A 23,597-nucleotide genomic window follows, 5' to 3' on the forward strand; every position below is an offset into this window, starting at 1 on the left:
AATATTTAGACTCAGAAAACCAGTATGTAACTTAGGTTATAATTATATTGTAAAACATACATTATGACAATTTAAGAAACATTTAATACGCCATTAACATATAAAATTAATGGGCCACGTTATATAACTACATAATTTTTTGGATTTTTTAGCTGACGTAAGTCATTTTTTTATTAATTTAAACGAGTTAGTTTTATTTTCATAACAATTAATCCAGTAACATGAAAATATTTGACGATAAGCACATCAAAAACATTGTTTTGGTTGGGGCTCATAACAGCGGCAAAACAACACTTTCTGAAACCATGTTATTTGAGGCAGGTCTTATCAATAGGCGAGGCACTGTTGAGGACCACAACACCGTTTCAGACTATCACAGTATAGAACATGAACGCAGTGCATCCATTTATGCCACACCTCTACATACCGAATGGCGCAATTACAAAATCAATATAATAGACACACCCGGACTGGATGATTTTATAGGAGAAATCATCGCATCCATTCGTGTGGCTGATACCGTGGTGACCACCATAAACGGTCGGCAAGGGGTGGAAGTAGGGACTGAGATTATTTGGAGCTATATAGATAAATATCATATTCCCACCTTGTTTGTGGTCAATCAAATCGATCATCCGGACACCAAATATGAAAATTCCATTAAAGGCATACAGTCATTGGTTGGCAATAATGCAGCCATCATACAATATCCTATAAAAATAGATGGCAGTCAAGGGATTGTGGATGTCTTGAAAATGAAACTCTATAAATTTGGTCCCAATGGCGGTAAACCTGAAAAGCTGCCTATTCCAGACGATCAAAAAGAGCGTGCCGAACAGTTGCATAATGAATTGGTTGAAAAAGCCGCCGAAAATGACGATGCGTTATTGGAATTGTTTTTTGAAAAAGGCACCCTAAATGAAGATGAAATGCGTGCCGGTATTAAAGCAGGTATGCTCAACCATGATTTGTATCCTATATTTTGTGTATCTGCCTTGAATGATATGGGCTCTGGACGTTTAATGGGCTTCATTGACAATGTGGCTCCGGCGGCAGCCGAATTAAAATCAGAGCAAACAGTACAAGGAGATGAGCTAGTACCAAAAAAAGACGGTCCAACCGTCTTGTTTATTTTTAAAACCCTCTTCCAAACCAATTTGGGACAAATTACCTTCTTTAAGGTAAAATCGGGGGAAGTCAATGTCAATGACCGCTTGACCAATTTTAGGACCGGTGAAACCGAAGTCATAAACCAGTTGTTCATCATGGATGGTAAGGAACGCCAATCTGTTTCAAAACTAACGGTTGGTGATATAGGGGCGACCTTAAAATTGAAATTCACGGAAACCAATGATACGTTATACAGTGGTAAAAAAGACATCGCATTACGGGATATCCAATATCCGGAAGACCGTATTGTGCTTGCCGTGAGCGCTGTTACACAAACCGATGATGAAAAATTGAGTGAAGCGCTTAAAAAAATCCACAGTCAAGATCCAACAGTCAGTTTAACGTTTTCAAAGGAAACCAAGGAATTCCTTTTGGGATGCCAAGGTGAACTGCATTTAGCAACCATAGATTGGACCCTAAAAAATATCTATGGAGTGGAAGCTCAGTTTGTGAAACCAAAAACTCCATACAGGGAAACCATCCAACGCTCGTCAACTGCCAACTACCGCCATAAAAAACAATCGGGTGGTTCTGGGCAATTTGCACAAGTGCACCTAAAAATAGAACCTTGGTATGAAGGCATGCCAGAACCCGAAGGCTTTAACATTAGAGGAAAAGAGGATATCGATCTAAAATGGGGCGGTAAGCTGGTTTTTTATAACTGTATCGTGGGTGGAGTAATTGATACACGCTATTTACCATCCATTATGAAAGGTGTTTTGGAAGTCATGGAATCGGGGCCATTAACAGGTTCGTATATCCGTGATATTCGTGTGATGGTGTACGACGGTAAAATGCACTCGGTGGATTCCAATGATATTTCCTTTAAAATTGCAGGAGCACACGCCTTTAGCGAAGCTTTTTTAAATGCCAACCCTAAATTGTTAGAACCTAGAAATGAGCTGGTTGTGAAAGTCCCAGAGGACATGGTAGGCCAGGTGATGACCGATTTGCAATCCAGAAGAGCCGTTATACAAGGCTTTGAAAACAGTGATAATTATCAAATTTTAAACTGTTTGATACCAGCCGATGAACTGCATGGCTATTCAACCGATTTACGCTCGTTAACCCAAGGACGCGCCACGTTTAGCACTAAATTTTCATCGTATGAATCGGTGCCACCACATATTCAAAGCCAATTAGTAAAAAAGGAATTAGTAAACTAAATAGTAAGTATTATGCAAACGAAAGTTTTATATTTAAGTGACCTGAAATTCAATTTAGACATCTGGAGAAGCGAATTAAAATTTCATTCCAACGAGATGGATTTATTTGAAGAAAAACTGGAGCAAATTGCTAAACGCGAATTTTCTCCCGAAGCTACGAGGCATTTGGAAGTTTTCCAAAACAGAATCATGATAGAACGAGATGCTATTTCTAAATTACTGCACCGCATTAGAAAGAAAAAAGAAGCGCTTGAGCATCCTGATTTTTTGGAACAATTAAATGGACGGTTACAAAACAATCAACATTCGTTGCGTGATGATATGCAGACCTATATTAAATTGCATTACGAACTTAAAGAAGCCATGATGGATTTTTTCCTGGAATATTTATAACTAACAACTAAACTATATTTTACATTGCAAAGCCATGGACGTATATATGTTTGTGGCTTTTTTTATTGGAATAAGACAATTGTGGAGTTGGGGCTTGAAATATTCTATTTTACATAATATAAATTATAGTACAAATGTATACTTGAGTAAAAAGGCGAATACTTCAGTATTTGATATAATATCAGATATAACTTCGTGTGAGCGAATTATATCGACAGATATTATGTCACAGCCTTTTTATGTATTCTATAAATATACTCGCTGAAAGAAGAATGCTCATTAACATTAGTTAGTATATCTACTGTTTATTACAACACAATACTATTATCTAACCAACGCTGTAAAAGGTTATTGTTATGAGAAATAGCTACAAGATAAAATTTAGTAAAACGCTTAAAAACTTGTGATTCTTTGAGAGTTTCCATACAAACCGACACAGGAGAAAGATAGTTGGAATGGATTAAAAATAGTTCCCCTTCGCGTTTTAAAAGATAGCCCACATGCCCTTGGTCAAAACCTATAAAATAGAGTCCCTCTTTCGTTAAGCTATCAATCTCTTCAAAAGCTTTTTCGGGTGTATCCTGAACAATCTTATTAATTACAGTGCCGCAACTAATCATTTTAGCTTCATCAATAGGCGATTTTTGAGCCAATGTATAGCGGTTGAGATTTATTCCCATATCCCGCAAAGTGGTTGATATAAAATAACCACATGCAATTTCACCATGGTTAGGTATCGCCGTATGTCCATTAAAACTCCAAGGAGTACCGTACCAATGAGGTATAATCTTATCTACTAATTGATTGGTAAAAGCTCTTTCAACGTTATTAAAACTTATAGTGCCCAACCTAAGGCCTTCTTTTAAACGCAAACGAAGTTTACCAGAATCTACTTTAGTGCCCGCATAAGAACTAGCAATACTATCAAGATCTGTTTTAAATTCAAAAGGCATTGCTTCCTTTAAATTCATGGTTTTAGCTATAAACATGGACTTTTCAGTAACATGGGCATAAGCTACTACCTTGTCTATTTTAGGGATGGTTTTGCTTAAAAATCCTAAAGAAAATAGTAGTGAATAAAATAACATGCAGGTCTTTTTATATGTTTAGTTACCAAAATACCTGTCATAACGTATTAAATAAGAAGTAATTATATTAAAACTGTTAAATTTTTATTTTCTGGGCGATTTGTTTTTAGATATTAAGATTTACCGCCCACCAAACTTCATAATTTTTGGGTATTAAAGGATTGCTGCTTTGAAAACCTTGATCAGCAATTTTAAGTCCTATAATTTCATTTTTTTCATTGCACACATAGCTTATAAAAATAAACGAATGTCCATACGAATCAAGTTTTTCAACATTTACACCCCGGACTACTTTTTCATAGTCTTCTTTATGCCGCCAAACTTGCATGAGTGCTCCGGGTCTTAATTGACCACTCCAAATTCCTAATGAATCAACTAAAGTGCCCATACCGGCATAGGCAATAGCACCGGCGTTGCCTTTGCCCCTATATTTTTCAGGGAGACTTCGCCATCCTTGGTTTGTGTCTGAAGCGGAATCATAAAGTATGTTATACGCTTGTTTAGCAGTATAGAATTGTGTGGCCATGCTATCCGGTAGGTCTTGATAGAGCAAATGACCGTGAACATCTTCATAAGCTTGTTCAAAACGTCCTTTACTTACATCTAGACAATGACCACTGGGCTTCTTGTTTTCGCTGCATAGATAATTTTCTACTATCTTATCAGCCACTGGAGTATTAATGTCTAAAATATCCGAATTTGTAAATTTTTCAAGTAAAGTAGACTGTGATACAATATCGTTTTTTTTTGTGCTAGTAACCATTTGTGTCAATGAATCTTTGGAATTGGATGGTGGGAATGCTAGCTCTAGCTTTTGGCTAATATAGTCATGATTATCTAAATCATAATCTTGTGCAGAAGATGCTGTATTGCCATTACTAGTATGCACTTGTACGGCATGTTGATCCAAACCCAAAAGGTTTATTTTCTGCATTTTTTTTGTCGAAGAACAACCTAATATTATAAGCACTATAAGCACTTTAAAAATGGAGAATGTAATAGGTTTCGTTAGGGATATTTTTATTGGGATGCGACGCATTTCTCAAACTTTTATTCACGTTTTTTGATTGCCTTAGCCTAGATCTAGTAGAACTAGAGCACTGTATAATTCCTCCTAACTAAGGCAATTACTATCAGTAAATCAAAGCTAGTTGATCTTATAACAAAAAGAAATGATGCTTATCAGTCTAAATGGAAAGCAATTTTAAAATTATAACTATGAAAAGTATTGATTGAAAATAAATCATTCCACATATATTATTCTTACCTCCTATGCCTTCAGCTATACTCAGTACAAGCTTGTTGTATAAAAAAGGGAATGCTTGATTCCGCTCCTATTTAAGAAAAACTAAAAAATGAATGTTTAAAATGTAGAAGCCACATCTGTACTATGGTCTGTAGTCGTTTTTAAATGGTTATCGTTAAAAACCTCTTTGATAATTTTATACAAATCCGGGATAACGGTTTGCGCCAGTCTGCAATTGTTGTTCATCAGTACGCAGATCCCTAAATCGTCTTCAGAAATGACTGCAATTTCATTGCGGTAATTGTTCACACTGCCGCCGTGATGAATCATGGTTTTTTCTTCACCGTTATCCATAAATTTATGGATTCTCCATCCAAAGCCATAGTATGAACGTTCATGGCCTGGCCAACGTTGGTAATATTTGCTATGGCCCTTGATTTCAATAAATGGGGTAAATGCTTCCTGCAAGGCATTCTTATCCATAATTTCTGGATGATGCCCTAACAACAACTCCATCCATTTTGCCATATCACCGGCACTGGCATTGATACCGCCTGCCGCAACGGCGTTATAGTAATGATGATTGAGTTTTAATGGCGTCCAACCATAACGCCTTTTGGAATGTGGCATGGCCACATTGTCTTGCTGTGCCAAGGTTTTGTAATCCGTGCATGTGTGATCCATGTGCAATGGCTTAAAAAGTTTGGTTTGCAGTAAAGTTCTGAAATCTTGACCAGTGGCGTCATGCATCATTACACTAGACAATGCAAACATGGCATTTTGATAACTATATACCGATCCAGGCTCACTTATGGGCTTTATTGATTTAAAACGACTGGCTATATCTGTTAATGACAATCCGGCCTCAACAAGATTGGTATAACTATGATACGGTGCGCCGGACGTTTGTGATAAAATAGTGGCCAGTGTGACATGCTTAGTATTGGTACTGTCTCCCAACTGAAAATTCGGGATATAGTCACTTACTTTGTCTGTCCAATCCAGTTTTCCATCACATTTTAAATCGGCAGCCAAAACACCAGTAAACCCTTTTGACAGTGATCCTAACCGAAATACGGTCTCACCATCAACGGCATCCTTGTATTTAACATTTCGTTTGCCGTATCCATCAGAAATAATTATGGAATCCCCTTTCACAATGCTCACCCCTGCCCCTACTATATCACCAGATGCAATGGCCTTTTTGAAATACTTAGAAAGCGCCTCCTTTACCGCTTGTTTACGCCATTGGTATAATGCAATTGCTTTTTGGTCAACTACCGGTTTATCCAAATCATCAGATGGACTGGCCTTGCTTGTAACAGGACTGGAAATAGGCATTATACTTGAGGTTAGTATAAAAAGCGTAAAAATGGCGAATAACGGTATTCCTATTAGTTTGAATCCCTTCATAAGTAAAAAAAAGTTAGGTTTTGGATGCAAAGCCACGAATATAGGATAAAATACTTAAAAATCCGATAAAATACATATAAATTTTTAAATTATAACTTCCTTTAAAACAATACTTGGTTAATAAAATCAATATTTATCATAAAAAAACCAGCACGTAAACTGAATTACGTGCTGGTTTATTGACTACCTACTACTAGAACAAACTAGTTTTTAAGCGATTGCATATCAATCACAAAACGGTATTTTACATCATTGCTTGTTACGCGTTCATAAGCCGAGTTAATGTCTTGCATATTAATCAATTCTATATCACTGGTGATATTATGTTTTCCACAAAAATCAAGCATCTCTTGGGTCTCTTTTATGCCACCAATTAATGATCCGGCAATACGTTTACGTCCCATAATAATACTGCCTCCATGAAATGGTTTTAAGGGTTCAACAGCACCAACCAATACCATGGTCGCATCAATTTTTAGTAATGCTAAGTAGGGATCCATGTCATGACCAACAGGAATGGTATTCAGTAAAAAATCAAAACTACCTTGATGTTTTTTCATGCCCTCTTGGTTTTTGGAAATCAATACATCATGGGCACCTAATTTTTTTGCGTCTTCACCTTTTTCTGGTGATGTGGTAATCATAACTACATGGGCTCCCAATGCATTCGCGAATTTGACTCCCATATGTCCTAAGCCACCCAAGCCAATAACACCAACTTTATCCCCTTTTTTTACCTTCCAGTGACTTAATGGCGACCACGTAGTAATACCAGCACACAATAAAGGCGCAGTAGCTGCTTCATCTAAATTCTCTGGCACACGCAAGACAAATTGTTTGTCAACGACTACCGAGGTAGAATAACCACCATAGGTTTGAGTACCCGGAATGTGTTTATTTGGACTATTGTAAGTGAACGTAGCTCCATTTTCGCAAAATTGCTCTAAATCTTGTTGACAAGCAGAACATGTATGACATGAATCTACCATACAGCCCACACCTACTAAATCACCTACTTTGAAGTTACTTACGCCATTTCCTACTTCTACTACCCGACCAATAATTTCATGGCCTGGTACCACTGGGTATTTAGAGCCTTTCCAATCATTTCTTACGGTATGAATATCACTATGGCATACACCACAGTATGTGATATCAATTTTTACATCATCTTGACCTACTTGTCTGCGTTCTATATTCAAAGGTTTTAAATCTTCAGTTGAAGCTGTTGCTCCGTAGGCTTTTATTGTTATTGTTGACATATTATTTATGCGTTTTTTAAGGTTACTTTTAATTCTATTTCTGTATCCAATAATTTAGATATTGGACAGACTTCTTTAGCTTTATGTGCTATTTGCTGAAATTGTTCAGCATCAATTCCTGGAACATCACCCTCTAAGTTTAAACTAACTTTAGTGATGGATCCATCTTCAAACAGAACCGTTGCATCAACATCTAAGGTGGTTGCCGTATAGTTATCTTCATTTAATAAGAAACTTAATTGCATGGCAAAACAGCCTGTATGCGCAGCACCAATTAATTCTTCTGGGTTGGTTCCTTTGTTGCCATCTTCAAACCGTGTATGAAACGAATATGGCGTATTTTCAAGAACATTACTTCCTGTAGTTAAACTTCCTTTTCCGTCTTTGCCACTACCTTTCCAAACAGCACTTGCTTTTCTTGTAAATTTCATATTATTGTATGTTTTTAGTTAAACAGTTTCTTTTTTAGTTGCCTTGGGATAGTCTGTGTAGCCTTTTGGTCCTGGGGTGTAAAAGGTATCTTTATCCCAGTCAGCTAAGTCAATATTTTGTTCAAAACGCTCCACTAAGTCGGGATTGGAAATAAATGGTTTTCCAAAGGATACTAAATCAGCAAGACCGTCTTCAATAATTTTATTTCCTGTTTCCTGATTAAATTCTGAATTGATCATTAAAGTACCTTTATATAACGGCCTAAAATGTTTAGCAATATCTGTAACCGCATACGGAATATCTGATACATCGGTAAATGGTTCTGAAAGATGAACGTAAGCCAAGTTATGATCATTCAATTTTTTGATGATATATTCAAACGTTGGAATGGTATCTTCATCCATGGTCATTCCAAATACTCCGTTTAAGGATGGATTGAAACGAGCTCCAATTTTTTCCTGTGGAATAACTTCCTTAATGGCGTCCAGAACTTCAAAAAAGAAACGCGCTCTGTTTTCAATGCTTCCGCCATATTCATCAGTTCTTTTATTAGAGGTTCCGTTGAAAAATTGATGAAATAAATAGCCATTCGACGAATGTATTTCCACACCATCAAACCCTGCTTTTACGGCATTTGCTGCTGCCTGTTTGAAATCATTAACCGTGGTTTTAATGTCTTCAAGAGTCATTTCCTTTGGTGTGACGGTATCTTTAAATCCTTCAGGTGTGTAGGATTGTGCATTGGGGTTGATGGCCGAAGCCGACAACGGTAATTCACCATTATGAAAATACGGATGTGACATACGTCCTACGTGCCATAATTGGATAAAAATAGTTCCACCCTGGTCGTGTACGCGTTTGGTTACTTTTTTCCAGCCTTCTACTTGGGCTTCAGTATGAATTCCTGGTGTATTGATATAACCAACTGCTCGTTCAGAAACTTGGGATCCTTCTGTAATAATCAATCCTGCCGAAGCGCGTTGTTCATAATACAAACCTTGCAAATCATCTGTTGGTACTTTACCTTCGTTATCAGCACGACTACGTGTCATAGGTGCCATAACGACACGATTTTTGAGGTTTAAATTTTTATGATAAGGCGTTAATAAGGGTTGTTTGCTCATTATTATTGTATTTTTTACGTTAAAATTTTTTTTAAATCTTCACTTACAAAAATACAATAGCTGAACATCAATTCAATTGACATACATCAATTAAGAAAGTATTAACGTCTTAATTTGGAACGCACCCTGCTTAGGTTTTCGGCAGACACACCCAAGTAATTGGCTATATCATAATTGGGTATTCTGTCTTCAATACTGGGATACGATTCGCAAAATTCCAGATAGCGTTCCTTTGTATCTTTTTCTAATGACGATAATATACGTTTCCGTTGAGAAATAAAAGCATTTGTAACAAGCAATCTGAAATAGCGCTCAAAGACCGGAGCCTGTTTGAAAAGCTCTTGCAGGCGGTCATAATTTATAGATAATAAAGTTGAATTTTCAATGGTTTCAATATGCAATCGTGAAGGAACTCCGTTGTAGAAGGCATCAAAATCACCAATCCACCAGTTCTCGACAGCAAACTGTATGATATGTTTATGTCCTTTTTCATCCAGATAATAGGCTTTTAAACACCCTTTTACAACAAAATACTCATGTTTTACTTGTGTACCGGGTTGTAATAAAAATTTACCTTTATCAACTGATATAGAATTTAAAGAGGATAGAAACAATTTCAAATCCTGTTCTGTTGGACTAACGTAATGTTTTAAATGTGTTACGATTATTTCATGCATACAGCAAATATGGCAAATATTTGTGATACTTAAATCTTATAATCATAGCCTATTTAAAAAAAGAGTTTAACAGCTCCTCTCCTATTATAAAAAGGAACTTTTAACTCTATAAATTAATCTATCATGTTGTTTTGTGAACTTATATGATAAGCAATATCAATAAAATAACTATAATGGCACCAGCCGAAATGTAAAGTCCATTTCCAGAAGATCTCACTTCTTTTTTTATTTCCCTAACTTCAATACGAAGGTCTTTTTTCTCACTTCGGGTTAATGATGATTTGTCCATGTCTTTAATTTCTTCCAAACGATTAAGCATGACTGTGATTTCTGCTGGAATTTCATTTGTTATTGGGGTTGCAGCACTTTCAGAAGCATTAGCTAACGAAAATGTGCCTAATGATACCATGAGTACCATTAAAAAAAGTCTTGTTGTTTTCATCTTTTGTATGTTTAATTATGAATTTAAATATCAACCTATTTTGGCAATAAACCGTTACATATTTCTAATTGAAATTTGTATAATTCACATATAAAAACAACCTAAATCAGACAAATTATATTGCTAAAAACAGTTTCAAACATTAGTTTAACGCTTGTGAATTGACATAAAAAAACCATCAATATGATGGTTTCTTCATTACATTACTGTAGATTTTTTAAATTAAACTCACTTTAACAGCGCTTAATCCTTTGTCTCCTTGTTCTACGTCAAATTTTACTTTGTCGTCTTCTTTAATATCATCAATAAGATTTGTGGAATGCACAAAAATTTCTTCGTCTGAATCATTTAGTTTTATAAAGCCAAATCCTTTGGCGTTATTAAAAAATTTCACGGTACCTTCTTTCATTGTATTTGTTTTATTAGTGTTTATTAATTTTTTAATTATCTGTTTAATCATGATTTTTGTTTTTTGTTACAATTCAGTATTTATTTTATGAAGCGCTTATCGGCTCTTCTTTTCCTAAAAGCCGAAGCATTTTAACATGGTCTAAGATGGCTTGAAACATACTTTGTTTAACATGGTAAGACATGCCAAATTCCCGAGCCGTTTCAGACACTATTTTTGTTAATTTTTTATAGTGCACATGGCACACGTCTGGTAAGACATGGTGCTCCACTTGATAATTCAACCCACCTATAAGCCAAAACAACAGCTTGCTTTTGGGCGCAAAATTACTAGTGGTGGCAAATTGATGTCTATACCACTCGTTTTTCATCATACCTTCTTCATTTGGCAGCGGAAAGTCATTTGCCGGCATGATATGGGCTATTTGAAACACAATGCTTACCAAGGTGCCTGTAATAAGATGCATACACAAAAAGCCTAATATTATCAACCACCAAGACAATGGGACCATAAACAATGGCAGAACAAGAGCATACGAGTAGTAGAATAACTTCCAAATAGCCATTTTAAGTAATTCTCTACGGTATTGGTCTTTGTTTTTTAAAAGCCCCATCGTTTTATAGCGTTTTAAACGGACAAAATCTTTAGCCGTAATCCAAAACAAGGTGGATATGGCATAAAAAAACCAAATATAGATATGTTGGAATTTTTGTGACCAATGGTATTTGGCATGTGGTGAGAACCTAAGAAAAAATGGTGTATTGATATCATCATCGGCGTGCTCTATATTGGTATAGGTATGATGCAAAACATTATGCTGGATTTTCCAGACAGAGGCATTGGCACCTATAAGATTGAACGTATAGCCTAACAGGGTATTGACCTTTTTATTTTTTGAATATGAGCCATGAATAGCGTCATGCATAACGTCCATACCTATGCCAGACATGCCCAAGCCACTAATGATATAGAGTGTAAAAAGCAACCAAGTCGTTGTCACCAAGCCTGTAGACAATAAAATCAATGGTACAAAAAATAAGAACATCATGACCACTGTTTTAACCATCATGTTAGCATTGGCGTGTCTACTTAAGTTATTTGTGTTGAAATACAAATTGACACGACTCCGTAACGTTTTTGAAAAATCGCTATCAATTGTTCTTGAAAACTTTGGATTTTCCATAATAATCTTCTTTTTATTGATGTGTGAGCACTCCAACTTCAAAAAAACCATACCTTTTTAATGTGTATTAAATTGTTTGAAGCTTACAGGGCATCTTTAGAATGTTGATTATGAAGAATATCTTTTGAAGAACTACTGTATAGGTGTATCCAAAAAGTTTGCTAAATAAATTATCTAATAGACTGCTCTATTGCAGTATTGAAGAAAGCAAAGGATTAAATAATATTGGAGTACAAATTAAATAAAGAAAGGCTGTTCAACTAGCTAACGTTACAAAGATAGGTAAAATTAACTGTATATTAACCAATTATATGTTAAAGCTTGGCGTTCAACCAATAAATGCCATACTAGTTGCTTGAAGCTAATTACAGATATTTTATTGCAAACAACGCTATTCAAGGGCTTGTACTTTGCCTTGGTATCGCATGGGATTGCGCTGGGCACTTGTTACCGTGATATCGGTATTTAAATTAGGCCATATGGTAATATACACTTGATAGGTTTCAGAAGGCGAATTGGTATCACGAATGTTAAATTGCATGGTATATTCGGCATTCTTTTCCTTTTTTATTTTCAAATTGTTAGGAAGACCTTCAAATTCAATGCCTTCATTATTATTGTAGCCTCCCCCAAAGTGACGTTCACCAAAAAAAGGCAATTTGGCCCTTACACTATCTTGCTGCATTTTTAAATAATTGGTAATTCCTGATATATCAATATTACCTGCAGAACTGCCACTGGGTATCAATCCTACATTGGCCAATTGGTTCATGGCACTGGTAACCTGGGGTTGTGCCCAACTGGATTTAATACTGAATTCTGGTTTCTGCATCATGGAATCCAATGCCTTGGTTTGAGCTTCAGTTACAGAGGATTTGGATGATGAACACGATGTAATGGCCAGTATCAAGAAGCCAAAAACAAAATGACTAAGTTTCATTTTTTATTATCATTAAGTTTAACAACTTTTATTGGTTGGATATCCTGACGTATCTTTTTATAGACATTATATTGAATTCTGGTCAAAATATCTTTCATGTCTAGCGACTCCTCAACAGCTAATTGGGTCAAGGCATCCAATTCTGCTTTTCCGTCATAGTCTGCTTTTACCTTTTGTGACAACTCCAAATAATCCTTAATTTTATCTTGAAAAATGGGCAATTGCCTTCCCGTTAACCCCAATTGTGCATCATAGGCACTGGTAATCTCTTGAGCCATTTTTCTGGTTTCTTTATTTGAATATATTGTATCTGGATACTGCGCAAATGACAGCGTGGTAAAGAATATAATAACTAGTGTGCATATTGTTTTCATAATTTTTTCTTTCTTAAAATATAAAGAAAATTTAGGTCTCTGTCAAGTTTTTAATATATGTTAACAGTTATGTTTTTTTAAATGTAAAGTTTTATTGTTTTTTTATTACATCAAAGTTTGAAGCAAATTCTTGAATGGAAAAAGTAAGAACTAATAGCATCAATAGTCTCACTTTTTTAATAAAATTTTAAAGTGTAATACCTAAAAAGCAAACCATAATTGTAAATACAGCATATTATTGTCAGATGCATTTCTTCCAAAACCGTCATAATTGTTTGATGCTCCATTGAATTTATTATAAGCAAAATATTGTAGACTTAATTTTGTGTTTTCCCATGGTAAATAATCTATTTGTGTTTTTATTCCACTGTTATCAGGTGTTTCAGAGTTATTTCCAGAAACAGCTTCCGCTGAGAAAAGACCATTATCTGAAGATCCTGAGGTATTAAAATATCCTGCTGTAAAATTGATGCCTTGTTTAAGATAAATACTACCATCAATATCAAACTTTTTTAAGTTGTTGTTTAAATATTCACTGTTTCCTGCATCATAAGTGGCATTTAATTTTTGATTTTCATGTGTATAGGCTGTATGTAGTGTAAATTGACCATTAGTAAATTGACGCTCGTATTGCATATCAAAAGCAACGTCAGTATAATTATCAGTATTATCGGCTATACCATCTGGATATATTTTTGTAGCCAATCCAAAAGTTCCAACTGATAAATAATTTTTACCAAATTGTTTTTGTATAGCAGCTCTCCAATACGGTGAAGTTCCACTTAAAGCACCAAAAACAGAGGAATCTGGTGGCAGTGCGGCTCCTAATTGTGCTGTCTTATAACCAGACAATTCAAAATAAAACATATTGTTTACCATTGCATACGCTCCCAGTCCTGCAACAGATCCTCCTAAGTTCTCAATCATTGGGCTTGCGTCAGGAGTTGGAGCTACTCCAGATGATGTATATGGGTAACCCCAAGCGGGTGTTGTATTCCATAGGTCTTGAACAGTTGGGTTATTATTTAATGTGAATCCATAAGTTATAGGTATTTTTCCAGAAGTTTGATTGGCATAACGTATATCTGTATTATCCAATCCTATTGTTCCAGATTCATTATCCAAAGTTAACTGAATAAAAGTCCCAATATTTGGAGTGACTTGTCCTGCATAAAACAAACTTAATTGTTGAGGAAATTCTAGATTATTGTTTTGTGTGTCAGGCATTGTTTTGTTTAAGCTAGTGTAACCTGTTTGAAACATCCCCGACATTGGAGAAATTCCTAAAACACGTAAATATTGTCTAATGTCCTTTTCATCTTTACTGGATAATTCCTCACTTATGGTTTTAATTCCTGTTAACGTATAGCCATTTAATTTAAAAGCTCTACCAAAAGCCGTTAGTTGTGGGAATACGGTATGACATGCTGAGCAAGCTAAACCTGTTTGACGAGCATAACTTGGAACGGCGAAAAGATTTACTGGTAAAAAAAATAAAGCAAACAAAAAACCTATTAAAGGAATTGTTTTTACTCTAGTTAGTTTTGCTTTCATATTATTTAAAAATTTATTGTTGATTTTCTAATACACGTATATAAGTGACCAATTGCCAACGTTGATCTTCTGAAAATATATCCTTATAAGAAGCCATAGGAGGATTACCTTGTGACATTTTCCAGAAAAGAGCACCATCGCTTTCATCTTTTACTCTTTTTGAAAGAAAATTAGCGGGTTTTGGGTTTAAGCTGACACCCCCACCGCCAGTACCATCTCCCTTCATGCCATGACATAGGACACATGTTTGCCTAAATATCATTTTACCTTTGTTTGCCGCCAATGTATTACCAGAGAATGGATTTTTTAAGTCATTAGCCGATTCTGGAGCTTTCCAGGTACTCTCCTGAGCTAAAATTTCATTACTTGTAAATAATATAAAAAGAAAAACACAAAGGTATTTAGTTATTGTTTTCATTCCAGTAGTTGTATTTTAATGACGAATTTATATATTAAGTTTAGTAGCCAGTGATACTTTAGTAGCACTTAAGAAAAGAATTCCTAAAAAATTATAAATATTGCTTGGAAAGAGTAGCCTTTAACAAAAACAAAAATTATGATTCAAACTATTTTATTAAAACAAAGACCCACAGGAAGACCTAAAATATCAGATTTTGAATTTATAACTGAAGAATCGGATTTGACATTGAAGAAAGATGAGATGCTTCTGGAAACAGTTTATGTTTCTGTAGACCCCTATCTAAGAGGCCGAATGAGCGATGCCAAATCCTATGTAGATCCATTTAAAATTAATAAACCCATATATTCCGGTAGTATAGCAAAAGTCATTGCATCAAAACATAACAAATTTAATGAAGGGGATTATGTTTCTGGTATGTTAGACTGGAAAACAAAACAAATTTCTAATGGAAACGGACTGATAAAAGTTGATGCTACTAAGGCTCCTTTGAGTGCCTATTTAGGTGTTTTGGGTATGACAGGTTTAACCGCATATTTAGGACTTACAGAAATTGGACAACCCAAGACAGGCGAAACACTAGTAGTTTCAGGTGCCGCTGGTGCTGTAGGGAGCATTGTTGGACAAATTGGTAAAATATTGGGGTTAAACGTTATTGGTATAGCCGGCACAGATGAAAAAGTGAATATGATAACCTCAGAATTTGGATTTGACCACGGTATTAACTACAATTCATCAACCAATATGAATGCAGCTATTAAAAAAGTAGCAACTAGTGGTGTAGATATTTATTTTGATAATGTTGGTGGCCCTATTTCAGATGCAGTACTATTTAATATTAACAAATTTGCCAGAATGATTATTTGCGGAGCCATTTCGGTATATAACAATACAGAATTACCCCAAAGTGTAAGTGTACAGCCATTTTTAATAAAAAACAGTGCATTAATGCAAGGTTTTATTATATCAAATTTTTCTGAGAAATTTCCGGAAGCTATAAATCAATTAGCCACATGGTTAGCTGATGGAAAATTAACCTATACCGAGACAATTGTTGAAGGTTTTGAAAATATTCCAAAAGCATTCATTGATTTATTTGACGGAAAAAATAAAGGGAAAATGATTGTTAGAATCTAAACAAAGTAAACCTATTACTGTTCCTCTGGGCTATTTTCGGTCAGTACTATATCTTTGGTAGCCACATACATGCCGTCCTTTTGTTGTTCCAATCTGAGCATGCTTTGTACTGCCTTTGCTCGGCAAGCCAATGTTAGGTCTGGTATTAGCGGATCATCATTAAAAAAGAATGCATTTAATTCGTATTCTGGTTTGCCAGGTTGTTTAATGATGCGATGGATTTGTTTTAATTCCTTGGTATGCATGTATTTGCCAGGCATGAATGTATAAAAGGTATAATGACCATCAGTGTCGGTTTTTATCCAGCCACGATGATATACATAACGCTTACGTAAATCATCACGTTTCATTTCATAATTACCATTCTCATCAGGTTGATAGATGTACAGAATCACATCACTGGCAGGTGTGACACCATCTGGTTCGAAAATGGTTCCTGAAATTTTTAGTTTATTGGGTTTTGATGCAAAATCAGGAATGGTATCAACGTTATTCAATTGAGATTCTGAATAATCATAAATAGGACTACGTTTTTTATAATTAAACGGAATGGTTTCTGAAGCATCGGCTGTTTCTTGAGCCAAAAGGATGGTATTTGAACTTATCAAACAGACCAGACTAAAAAGAGTTACTAGATTTTTCATGGGGCTAATCTTATTAATTCGTTTAAAATTAAATCATTATGCCCGTTAAAGAATTAAAAATCTTATGAACGCAGGATTTTTTCGTTAAAATGATGACAACGACAAAAATCATCGATAAAAATAACACTAAGAAGTCAATATAATTTTTTGTTCCCAGTCCCAAGTTTTACTTGGCTCTCTAGATGTCAAAATTAAATGATTGACTTCAAAGGTGTTTGCATATCCCATTTTACTAAAAAAGTCAAAACTAGCTTCCAAAGTTGCTTTATCAAAAGTTTTGGAAATTGTTATATGTGGTGTTTTACTAATTTTAAGTAAACTGCTTTTGAAGTGCAGATCACGTACCCAAATAGTTTTAAGTTGTTCATGGATTAAGTTTATTTCTTTAGTCACGGGAACATCTAAAAACAGTAGTTTTGGAAAGACCTTAAACCCTTCAATACTTAGATTAAACGTTTTATTATAAGCTAATTGAGTAAAAAAATTAATTAATTTATCATGATATTGGTAATCCATATCAAATTGTGCCAAGGTGATGTGTGGGTTCGAATTAGATAGTGGATGATTTCCGTACTTAGTGATAAATTGCTTCTTGAAACCAAAAATATCATCATAAGTTGAATTTGTAGGAACAATTCTGATATTGTATGTTTTTATTATGGACATATTCATTTGGTGAAAAGCTGAAAAAATTATTGAAATCTGTTTTTAAACTAACAATACAACTGAACTCAATAGTTATTCAAAACCAATTAACCAGCCAACGAAACGCCTATTAACGTTCCAATACCATAAGTAATGGCTGCGGCCAACAGACCAAATAACACTTGCCTAAAACCAGAATACCAAACACTTTTTCCTGTAAACAAGGTAATGGCAGCTCCTATTAAAAACAATCCGAAGGCACTTAAAATGGTGCTAGAAATAATGGCATTTAAACCACCGGAAAAAAAGAACGGTATCACAGGAATAATAGCGCCAATTGCAAATAAAATAAAGGAGGCCACAGCGGCTTCCATAGCTGAACCTTGCAAGTCCTCTTTATTGATTCCCAATTCCTCTTTTACCAACACTTCATGGGCATGTTCCTTATTTTTCATGATATCATGGGCCATTTGTTTGGCTTGCTCTTTGGGAATGCCCTTAGCCTGATAGATCAATGCCAGCTCTTTCTTCTCGCCTTCCGGGTTGACCTCCAGCTCTTCCATTTCCAATTCCATTTGGTTTTCATATAATTCCTGGGAACTTTTTACTGAAATCCACTCCCCTAATGACATGGATAATGCGCCTGCCAGCAATCCAGCAATACCGGCCAACAATACCTCGTTTTGGCCACTGGTAGCACCAGCAATACCCATGACCAAACTAAAATTGGATACCAGTCCATCATTGCCGCCCAGTACGGCTGCTCTTAAGGCGTTTCCGCCAACAGAACGGTGCCTTTTTTCAAAACGGGACAAATTGGAACCTGAAATTTTATGCTTGTTATTGTCCAGAATATTTTTAAGGATTTCAACATGAGCCGTATCAGACAATGATGCATTTGTATTTGTTGTTTTTCTGGCTGAAATGATGGAGGACGCTATACTGCGTTCGGTATCCATTAAGACCCCCAATACATAATCATATCCTAATAGTTTTCCTATAATTTTTAAGGTTTTGGCTCGATTGGAAGGCTTTGGCAATTTTTCTATCGGTATGTTATGGCTTTTCATAAAAGCCAAGGCATGGCCCTGCTCTATGCCGCTCATTTCCTTGAAAATATCGGCTACATTATCATCGAGTTCGTTTTGGGCTAAAATGCCATATAAATAACTGGCATCTACCTCTGTTTGAATATTTTTTAGTGGATTCATAATTAGTGATTTCAAAATGAAATTGTAAACTCACTAAGTTAGAATAAATCATGCGTTTATTTGCTGACTAAAGTCACATTATATCAACAAATGGATATTTAAATCCAAGCGTTTACTTTTTAAGAAATTTCTTGATATGATCGTTGGAACCATAAACCACTAGAATATCATCAACATTCAACATATCGTTAGGATGTGCCAAACCTTGTACTTTTGTAATGTTTCTAGTTTTGCCTATGATGCTTTTTTCTTCGCTATTGGATATGGTGGTCAATACCAACAAGTTGTAATTCTCACGAATGCCGATTTCCTTAATGGTTTTACCGGCGTATTTTTCTGGTAAATTAACCTCAACAATACTATAGTCATCACTCAACTCAAACGAATCCACAACACCTTTTAAACACAGCTTTTTTGCCCATCGTTCTGCTGATTCCTCTTCGGGGTGCACAATTTCATCCACACCAATAGCGTGCAATACTTTTTCATGCAAAGGCTCAATGGCCCTGCTAATTAACCGCTTAACCTGAAAATTTTTAAACAACGCTGTGGCCATGACATTGGCACCTTTATTTTCCCCAATGGCAATAATAACCATATCGGTATCTGCCAAGGGCAATCCAGACACGGTAAATTCATCGGTGGCATCCATACAAATGGTGTGTGATATTTTTTCTTTGTAGACATCAACACGGTTCATATCGGTATCAATACCAATGACTTCATTTCCTTTTTCCGTCAATTTTTTGGCCAATGAGGCTCCAAAATTCCCTAAACCAACAATGATATATTTCATCTTTTCTTTAATTTATTGTAATTTCCTCTTTTGGATATCGATAGTTTTGTTGTTTTACTTTTTTGAATACAGCAATCAATATAGACAACATACTAACCCTTCCCACAAACATGACAACTATGATAACCAATTTGCTCAACGCACTTAGTTTTGCTGTGATACCAAGACTTAAACCAACCGTACTATAGGCCGAAAAACATTCAAAAGCAATGTTTAACAAGCTCTTGTCGCTATCAAAAATTGAAATGAGCATGACAGCCAAGCCTATTACCAATAAGGACAAAGCAATGACCGCAAAAGCCCTTCTAACGGAGACATCGGCTATTTCACGTCGGAATATTTCAATTTTTGCCTTTCCTCGTGCTAAGCTAATAAAGTTTAAGATAGCTACTGCAAAGGTATTGGTTTTTATACCACCACCGGTAGATGCTGGAGATGCCCCAACCCACATCAATAGAAAAATCATCATGATAGTGGAAAAGTTTAAAGCTGACATATCTATTGTGTTAAACCCAGCCGTTCTAGGTGTGGCCGCTCCAAATAAGGCTGTTATGAATTTACCAAATCCGTGATGGGTTGCTAGCGTATTGTTGTATTCATTAATATAAAAAATAATTGTACCAAATACGGTTAATGATATGGTAGTTACCAATGCAATCCGGCTGTTTAGGTTGAGAACCCATGGGATATATTCTTTCTTTTTGTGTCCGAAATAAAATAACCGCTTAGTAAAGTAATACTTTAGATACTTTAAAATGTTAACTACAATTGGGAAGCCCAATCCGCCCAAAATCAAGGTCAGCACAATAACAGTTTGTAGGTAATAATTATATTTAAAACCCTCCTCATATAGATTGTTTGGCAGTGTTGAAAAACCTGCGTTACAAAATGCCGATATGGAATGGAAAACCGAAAAGAACAAGCGTTCTGAAAACGATTCAAACAGTGCTTTATTTAAACTGGTAAATATCAATATGGCCGATGTTAATTCAATAAAAAAGGTAATGGCCAGAATCCTTTTTAAGGTAGAGAATACCTCACCTAGTTTATCACCAGTAACATCGCTTAATGTCAGCTGGTTTTCATAGGTTGATCCACCTTTAAAAAAATAACTGAAATAACTGGCAAATGTTAAAATACCCAAGCCCCCTATCTGTATCAAACACAAAATAATAGTTTGGCCAAACAAGGTAAAGTAGCTACCTGTGTCTACCACTATCAATCCAGTCACACAGACAGCGCTGGTTGAAGTAAACAAGGCGTTTAAAAATGAAATATCAGTATACGTTGCATTAGGCAACATGAGCAAAAAGGCACCAGCTAAAATGATTGACAAGAAACTTATAATAAATAACTGTGCCGGGTTTAAGACCGTTCGCTTAAAATTAATGTTCTGTTCAGAAAATTCACGGGTAAAGGTCAGTATGATAACAAACTTTACCCAATTATCATTGTACAAAAATGAGAGATGGTGATGGGCTTCTTCAGAAAAGAAATGAATGTACAAAACAAGCAAGGTGATAAAAATACTCACAATATCAAATGCCAATACACTGTTTTTGATTTTCTTTTCCTTTGTGGTATACCGCAATACAGAAGTTAATACTCCCAGTAATAATATTACAAAATAACAGGCATTCAGCACGCGTTGCACTCCCGGTGATTGCTCAAAACCGTAATCAAATATAAAAAGAAAGAGTCCTAGTAAGCTCAGTATAAAAACCAATCGATACAATTGTTTTAAAACAAATTGAAACGATATTTTAGTTATTCCCAACGTAATAAAGTAATTTTTTTGTAAAAATAAGTTTTATACAGCAAATGCTTCAAGTTTTCAATAAAAAATATTAATACACACGCAACTATCCATCTACCAATTTGTTCATTTTAAGCTATTAAAATCTAGTCTATAAATTATTTTAACTTTTTTTTAACATCAGTTTTATTCAACATATTTTCATAATTAATACTTTTGTTAACCATTTGGTTAAACTAATTAGTTAATAATGAAAACACCCAAAGACCAAAACACGGAACAGAATATATTACAAGCTGCAAAAAGTGTCTTTCAGCGTAAAGGTATGGATGGGGCCAGGATGCAAGAAATAGCTGATGAAGCTGGAATTAACAAAGCCTTGCTCCATTATTATTACAGAAGCAAACAATTGCTTTTTGAAGCCGTTTTTAAAAGTGCCTTTTCTCTGTTGGCTCCGCAACTAAACAAAATATTGAATGATGAATCTTCCTTAGAGGATAAAATCAAAAACTTTACAAGCAATTATATTTCGTTCATCAGCAAACATCCTTACTTGCCAAATTTTGTGATTCAGGAAATTAACAGAAACCCGGAATTTATATTGAACATGAAAGGGAACATAGGGTTTCCAAATTTAGAAACCTTTAAAAAACAAGTGGATGATGAAGTGAACAAAAAACATATAAAACCGATTAAAGCAGAGCAACTGTTTATCAATATTTTATCATTAAGTGTCTTTCCTTTTATTGGGGCTCCATTACTCAAAGCTATTGGCAATATCGATGACGCTCAATTTAAGGTATTGGTTGAAGAACGAAAAACACATGTCGCTCAATTTATCATCAACTCCATTAAAGCATGATGTCATGAAATACAGTGTTATTTATATTACTTTGCTTCTATCATTTAGTGCATTTGCCCAAGAGCAACTATCATTGGAAGATTGCTACCAGCTGGTTGATAAAAATTATCCATTGGCAAAACAGCAATCCTTGTTAGAAAATCAAAACGCTTATGATTTAGAGGCTATCAAGACCCAAGCTTTGCCACAACTCAGTTTGGCTGCACAGGCCACTTATCAGTCAGAAGTTACGCAAGTACCCATACCCAATATGGGAATTGAGCCATTAAACAAGGATCAATATCGAGCTACCGCAACCATTAATCAATTGATTTACAATGGCAATCGCATTGAAGCGTCATTAAATGCCCAAAAAACAAACTTAAAAACCCAACAAAAACAAGTTGAAGTGAGTTTGTACCAACTTAAAAAACAGGTTAACCAAATCTATTTTTCCATTCTATTGTTGCAAGAAAAAAACGCTTTGCTAGAGGCCAAACAAGAACAGCTAACAACTCGTATTAAAGAGGTGAAATCTGGGATAGAATATGGCACAGTTTTACCGGCATCGGATAAAGTGCTCGAGGCCGAATTAATAAAAATCCAACAACAGCTTTTAGATAATAACTATAACAAAAACAGTTTATTTGAAACCTTATCATTACTCACTGGATCTGACTTAAACCCAAAAATATCCTTAGAGAATCCTGAGCTTACTGCACCTTTGCAAGCAGGTATTTCCCGTCCAGAATTGGAATTGTTCCAACTTAAAAAAGAACAAATACAAGCAAATGAACAACTGCTTTCCAAAAATAATTATCCCAAACTTTCAGGATTTGCAACAGGCGGTTATGGCAATCCAGGTTTGAACATGTTGGATAATTCGTTTCAAGGATTTTATACCGTTGGATTGCAATTGAACTGGAAGGTTTTTGATTGGAATTCAAACAAAAAAGAACGGCAATCCCTTTTGGTAAAAAACGATATTATTGATACAGAAACAGAGGTTTTTAATTTAAAAACCAACATGGAGCTGAGACAACAAGAATCAGACATGCAAAAAATAAACGAGTTGATTGCAACCGATAACCAAATCATCAAGTTAAGGCAAGGCGTTTTAAAAGCCGCAGAATCACAATTAAAAAACGGCGTGATTACCGCTTCTGCTTACATTACGGAATTGACCAATTTATTTGAAGATGAAACCAATTTAAAAACACATACCATACAGTTATTACTTGTAAAAGCCAATTACAACATCACTAAAGGACAATAA

General features: G+C 35.2%; 24 protein-coding genes. 5 read left to right on the forward strand and 19 right to left on the reverse strand.

What is annotated here, in order from left to right; all coding sequences use genetic code 11:
• Window positions 1-221: 221 nt before the first annotated feature.
• Window positions 222-2,336, forward strand: a complete 2,115-nt coding sequence (locus tag IEW94_RS12515) for an elongation factor G (RefSeq protein ID WP_188653561.1) — start codon at window positions 222-224, stop codon at window positions 2,334-2,336.
• A 12-nt stretch (window positions 2,337-2,348) separates the two neighbouring features.
• Entirely contained in the window at window positions 2,349-2,729 is a 381-nt protein-coding gene (locus tag IEW94_RS12520; RefSeq protein ID WP_188653563.1) for a hypothetical protein, read from the forward strand.
• Between the two features lie 308 nt (window positions 2,730-3,037).
• Here the strand turns inward: IEW94_RS12520 and IEW94_RS12525 are convergent, their stop codons facing one another.
• The 14 genes from IEW94_RS12525 to IEW94_RS12590 form a co-directional block, all read right to left on the reverse strand.
• Window positions 3,038-3,817 carry a hypothetical protein gene (locus IEW94_RS12525; protein WP_188653565.1) on the reverse strand — a complete coding sequence of 260 codons (780 nt, stop codon included), beginning with the start codon at window positions 3,815-3,817 and terminating at the stop codon, window positions 3,038-3,040.
• A gap of 106 nt (window positions 3,818-3,923) precedes the next feature.
• Window positions 3,924-4,751: a hypothetical protein gene (locus IEW94_RS12530; RefSeq protein ID WP_188653567.1), complete on the reverse strand. Its 828-nt coding sequence runs from the start codon at window positions 4,749-4,751 to the stop codon at window positions 3,924-3,926.
• Window positions 4,752-5,180: 429 nt separating this feature from the next.
• Window positions 5,181-6,476: a serine hydrolase domain-containing protein gene (locus IEW94_RS12535; RefSeq protein WP_188653569.1), complete on the reverse strand. Its 1,296-nt coding sequence runs from the start codon at window positions 6,474-6,476 to the stop codon at window positions 5,181-5,183.
• Window positions 6,477-6,679: 203 nt separating this feature from the next.
• A complete protein-coding gene (locus IEW94_RS12540; RefSeq protein WP_308423698.1) occupies window positions 6,680-7,738 on the reverse strand; it encodes an NAD(P)-dependent alcohol dehydrogenase in 1,059 nt (352 codons plus the stop codon).
• A 5-nt stretch (window positions 7,739-7,743) separates the two neighbouring features.
• Window positions 7,744-8,169: an OsmC family protein gene (locus IEW94_RS12545; RefSeq protein ID WP_188653571.1), complete on the reverse strand. Its 426-nt coding sequence runs from the start codon at window positions 8,167-8,169 to the stop codon at window positions 7,744-7,746.
• Between the two features lie 18 nt (window positions 8,170-8,187).
• Window positions 8,188-9,294 carry an alkene reductase gene (locus IEW94_RS12550; protein ID WP_188653573.1) on the reverse strand — a complete coding sequence of 369 codons (1,107 nt, stop codon included), beginning with the start codon at window positions 9,292-9,294 and terminating at the stop codon, window positions 8,188-8,190.
• A 101-nt stretch (window positions 9,295-9,395) separates the two neighbouring features.
• A complete protein-coding gene (locus IEW94_RS12555; RefSeq protein WP_188653575.1) occupies window positions 9,396-9,971 on the reverse strand; it encodes a Crp/Fnr family transcriptional regulator in 576 nt (191 codons plus the stop codon).
• A gap of 139 nt (window positions 9,972-10,110) precedes the next feature.
• On the reverse strand, window positions 10,111-10,413 hold the full coding sequence (locus tag IEW94_RS12560) for a hypothetical protein (RefSeq protein WP_188653577.1): 303 nt from the start codon (window positions 10,411-10,413) through the stop codon (window positions 10,111-10,113).
• Window positions 10,414-10,630: 217 nt separating this feature from the next.
• Window positions 10,631-10,822: a cold-shock protein gene (locus tag IEW94_RS12565; protein WP_188653579.1), complete on the reverse strand. Its 192-nt coding sequence runs from the start codon at window positions 10,820-10,822 to the stop codon at window positions 10,631-10,633.
• Between the two features lie 85 nt (window positions 10,823-10,907).
• On the reverse strand, window positions 10,908-12,005 hold the full coding sequence (locus IEW94_RS12570; protein ID WP_188653581.1) for a fatty acid desaturase family protein: 1,098 nt from the start codon (window positions 12,003-12,005) through the stop codon (window positions 10,908-10,910).
• Window positions 12,006-12,396: 391 nt separating this feature from the next.
• On the reverse strand, window positions 12,397-12,945 hold the full coding sequence (locus tag IEW94_RS12575) for a DUF4251 domain-containing protein (protein WP_188653583.1): 549 nt from the start codon (window positions 12,943-12,945) through the stop codon (window positions 12,397-12,399).
• Window positions 12,942-13,319, reverse strand: coding sequence for a hypothetical protein (locus tag IEW94_RS12580; RefSeq protein ID WP_188653585.1), 378 nt, complete (start codon window positions 13,317-13,319; stop codon window positions 12,942-12,944). Before IEW94_RS12580 ends, IEW94_RS12575 begins: the two co-directional genes overlap by 4 nt.
• A gap of 201 nt (window positions 13,320-13,520) precedes the next feature.
• Entirely contained in the window at window positions 13,521-14,873 is a 1,353-nt protein-coding gene (locus IEW94_RS12585; protein WP_188653587.1) for a cytochrome C, read from the reverse strand.
• A gap of 13 nt (window positions 14,874-14,886) precedes the next feature.
• Window positions 14,887-15,291 carry a c-type cytochrome gene (locus tag IEW94_RS12590; RefSeq protein ID WP_188653588.1) on the reverse strand — a complete coding sequence of 135 codons (405 nt, stop codon included), beginning with the start codon at window positions 15,289-15,291 and terminating at the stop codon, window positions 14,887-14,889.
• Between the two features lie 138 nt (window positions 15,292-15,429).
• Here IEW94_RS12590 and IEW94_RS12595 point away from each other — a divergent pair, with 138 nt between their 5' ends.
• Window positions 15,430-16,428 carry an NADP-dependent oxidoreductase gene (locus tag IEW94_RS12595; RefSeq protein WP_188653590.1) on the forward strand — a complete coding sequence of 333 codons (999 nt, stop codon included), beginning with the start codon at window positions 15,430-15,432 and terminating at the stop codon, window positions 16,426-16,428.
• A gap of 14 nt (window positions 16,429-16,442) precedes the next feature.
• Here the strand turns inward: IEW94_RS12595 and IEW94_RS12600 are convergent, their stop codons facing one another.
• From IEW94_RS12600 to IEW94_RS12620, 5 genes are all read right to left on the reverse strand, one after another.
• Window positions 16,443-17,072: a dioxygenase family protein gene (locus tag IEW94_RS12600; protein WP_188653592.1), complete on the reverse strand. Its 630-nt coding sequence runs from the start codon at window positions 17,070-17,072 to the stop codon at window positions 16,443-16,445.
• 126 nt (window positions 17,073-17,198) lie between these two features.
• The gene (locus IEW94_RS12605) at window positions 17,199-17,738 is read right to left on the reverse strand and encodes a 2'-5' RNA ligase family protein (protein WP_188653594.1); all 540 of its coding nucleotides are present in this window, start codon (window positions 17,736-17,738) and stop codon (window positions 17,199-17,201) included.
• A gap of 86 nt (window positions 17,739-17,824) precedes the next feature.
• Complete coding sequence (locus tag IEW94_RS12610; protein ID WP_188653596.1) at window positions 17,825-18,928, reverse strand: VIT1/CCC1 transporter family protein; 1,104 nt, start codon at window positions 18,926-18,928, stop codon at window positions 17,825-17,827.
• A 112-nt stretch (window positions 18,929-19,040) separates the two neighbouring features.
• A complete protein-coding gene (locus tag IEW94_RS12615) occupies window positions 19,041-19,724 on the reverse strand; it encodes a potassium channel family protein (protein ID WP_188653598.1) in 684 nt (227 codons plus the stop codon).
• A gap of 7 nt (window positions 19,725-19,731) precedes the next feature.
• Window positions 19,732-21,501, reverse strand: a complete 1,770-nt coding sequence (locus tag IEW94_RS12620; protein ID WP_229669519.1) for a TrkH family potassium uptake protein — start codon at window positions 21,499-21,501, stop codon at window positions 19,732-19,734.
• Between the two features lie 229 nt (window positions 21,502-21,730).
• Here IEW94_RS12620 and IEW94_RS12625 point away from each other — a divergent pair, with 229 nt between their 5' ends.
• Together IEW94_RS12625 and IEW94_RS12630 are read left to right on the forward strand one after the other, a co-directional pair.
• Entirely contained in the window at window positions 21,731-22,342 is a 612-nt protein-coding gene (locus tag IEW94_RS12625) for a TetR/AcrR family transcriptional regulator (protein ID WP_188653600.1), read from the forward strand.
• Window positions 22,305-23,597, forward strand: coding sequence for a TolC family protein (locus IEW94_RS12630; protein ID WP_229669520.1), 1,293 nt, complete (start codon window positions 22,305-22,307; stop codon window positions 23,595-23,597). The genes IEW94_RS12625 and IEW94_RS12630 overlap by 38 nt, the downstream gene beginning before the upstream one ends.

Origin of the sequence: Yeosuana aromativorans (assembly GCF_014646655.1) — a bacterium.
Classification (GTDB): domain Bacteria; phylum Bacteroidota; class Bacteroidia; order Flavobacteriales; family Flavobacteriaceae; genus Yeosuana; species Yeosuana aromativorans.

What these genes read in the sequence shown, in the direction of transcription:
- IEW94_RS12515 (WP_188653561.1), top strand. Translation starts at nt 222, where the DNA reads ATGAAAATATTTGACGATAAGCACATCAAAAACATTGTTTTGGTTGGG.
- IEW94_RS12520 (WP_188653563.1), top strand. Translation starts at nt 2,349, where the DNA reads ATGCAAACGAAAGTTTTATATTTAAGTGACCTGAAATTCAATTTAGAC.
- IEW94_RS12525 (WP_188653565.1), bottom strand. Translation starts at nt 3,817, where the DNA reads ATGTTATTTTATTCACTACTATTTTCTTTAGGATTTTTAAGCAAAACC.
- IEW94_RS12530 (WP_188653567.1), bottom strand. Translation starts at nt 4,751, where the DNA reads ATGCAGAAAATAAACCTTTTGGGTTTGGATCAACATGCCGTACAAGTG.
- IEW94_RS12535 (WP_188653569.1), bottom strand. Translation starts at nt 6,476, where the DNA reads ATGAAGGGATTCAAACTAATAGGAATACCGTTATTCGCCATTTTTACG.
- IEW94_RS12540 (WP_308423698.1), bottom strand. Translation starts at nt 7,738, where the DNA reads ATGTCAACAATAACAATAAAAGCCTACGGAGCAACAGCTTCAACTGAA.
- IEW94_RS12545 (WP_188653571.1), bottom strand. Translation starts at nt 8,169, where the DNA reads ATGAAATTTACAAGAAAAGCAAGTGCTGTTTGGAAAGGTAGTGGCAAA.
- IEW94_RS12550 (WP_188653573.1), bottom strand. Translation starts at nt 9,294, where the DNA reads ATGAGCAAACAACCCTTATTAACGCCTTATCATAAAAATTTAAACCTC.
- IEW94_RS12555 (WP_188653575.1), bottom strand. Translation starts at nt 9,971, where the DNA reads ATGCATGAAATAATCGTAACACATTTAAAACATTACGTTAGTCCAACA.
- IEW94_RS12560 (WP_188653577.1), bottom strand. Translation starts at nt 10,413, where the DNA reads ATGAAAACAACAAGACTTTTTTTAATGGTACTCATGGTATCATTAGGC.
- IEW94_RS12565 (WP_188653579.1), bottom strand. Translation starts at nt 10,822, where the DNA reads ATGAAAGAAGGTACCGTGAAATTTTTTAATAACGCCAAAGGATTTGGC.
- IEW94_RS12570 (WP_188653581.1), bottom strand. Translation starts at nt 12,005, where the DNA reads ATGGAAAATCCAAAGTTTTCAAGAACAATTGATAGCGATTTTTCAAAA.
- IEW94_RS12575 (WP_188653583.1), bottom strand. Translation starts at nt 12,945, where the DNA reads ATGAAACTTAGTCATTTTGTTTTTGGCTTCTTGATACTGGCCATTACA.
- IEW94_RS12580 (WP_188653585.1), bottom strand. Translation starts at nt 13,319, where the DNA reads ATGAAAACAATATGCACACTAGTTATTATATTCTTTACCACGCTGTCA.
- IEW94_RS12585 (WP_188653587.1), bottom strand. Translation starts at nt 14,873, where the DNA reads ATGAAAGCAAAACTAACTAGAGTAAAAACAATTCCTTTAATAGGTTTT.
- IEW94_RS12590 (WP_188653588.1), bottom strand. Translation starts at nt 15,291, where the DNA reads ATGAAAACAATAACTAAATACCTTTGTGTTTTTCTTTTTATATTATTT.
- IEW94_RS12595 (WP_188653590.1), top strand. Translation starts at nt 15,430, where the DNA reads ATGATTCAAACTATTTTATTAAAACAAAGACCCACAGGAAGACCTAAA.
- IEW94_RS12600 (WP_188653592.1), bottom strand. Translation starts at nt 17,072, where the DNA reads ATGAAAAATCTAGTAACTCTTTTTAGTCTGGTCTGTTTGATAAGTTCA.
- IEW94_RS12605 (WP_188653594.1), bottom strand. Translation starts at nt 17,738, where the DNA reads ATGTCCATAATAAAAACATACAATATCAGAATTGTTCCTACAAATTCA.
- IEW94_RS12610 (WP_188653596.1), bottom strand. Translation starts at nt 18,928, where the DNA reads ATGAATCCACTAAAAAATATTCAAACAGAGGTAGATGCCAGTTATTTA.
- IEW94_RS12615 (WP_188653598.1), bottom strand. Translation starts at nt 19,724, where the DNA reads ATGAAATATATCATTGTTGGTTTAGGGAATTTTGGAGCCTCATTGGCC.
- IEW94_RS12625 (WP_188653600.1), top strand. Translation starts at nt 21,731, where the DNA reads ATGAAAACACCCAAAGACCAAAACACGGAACAGAATATATTACAAGCT.
- IEW94_RS12630 (WP_229669520.1), top strand. Translation starts at nt 22,305, where the DNA reads ATGTCGCTCAATTTATCATCAACTCCATTAAAGCATGATGTCATGAAA.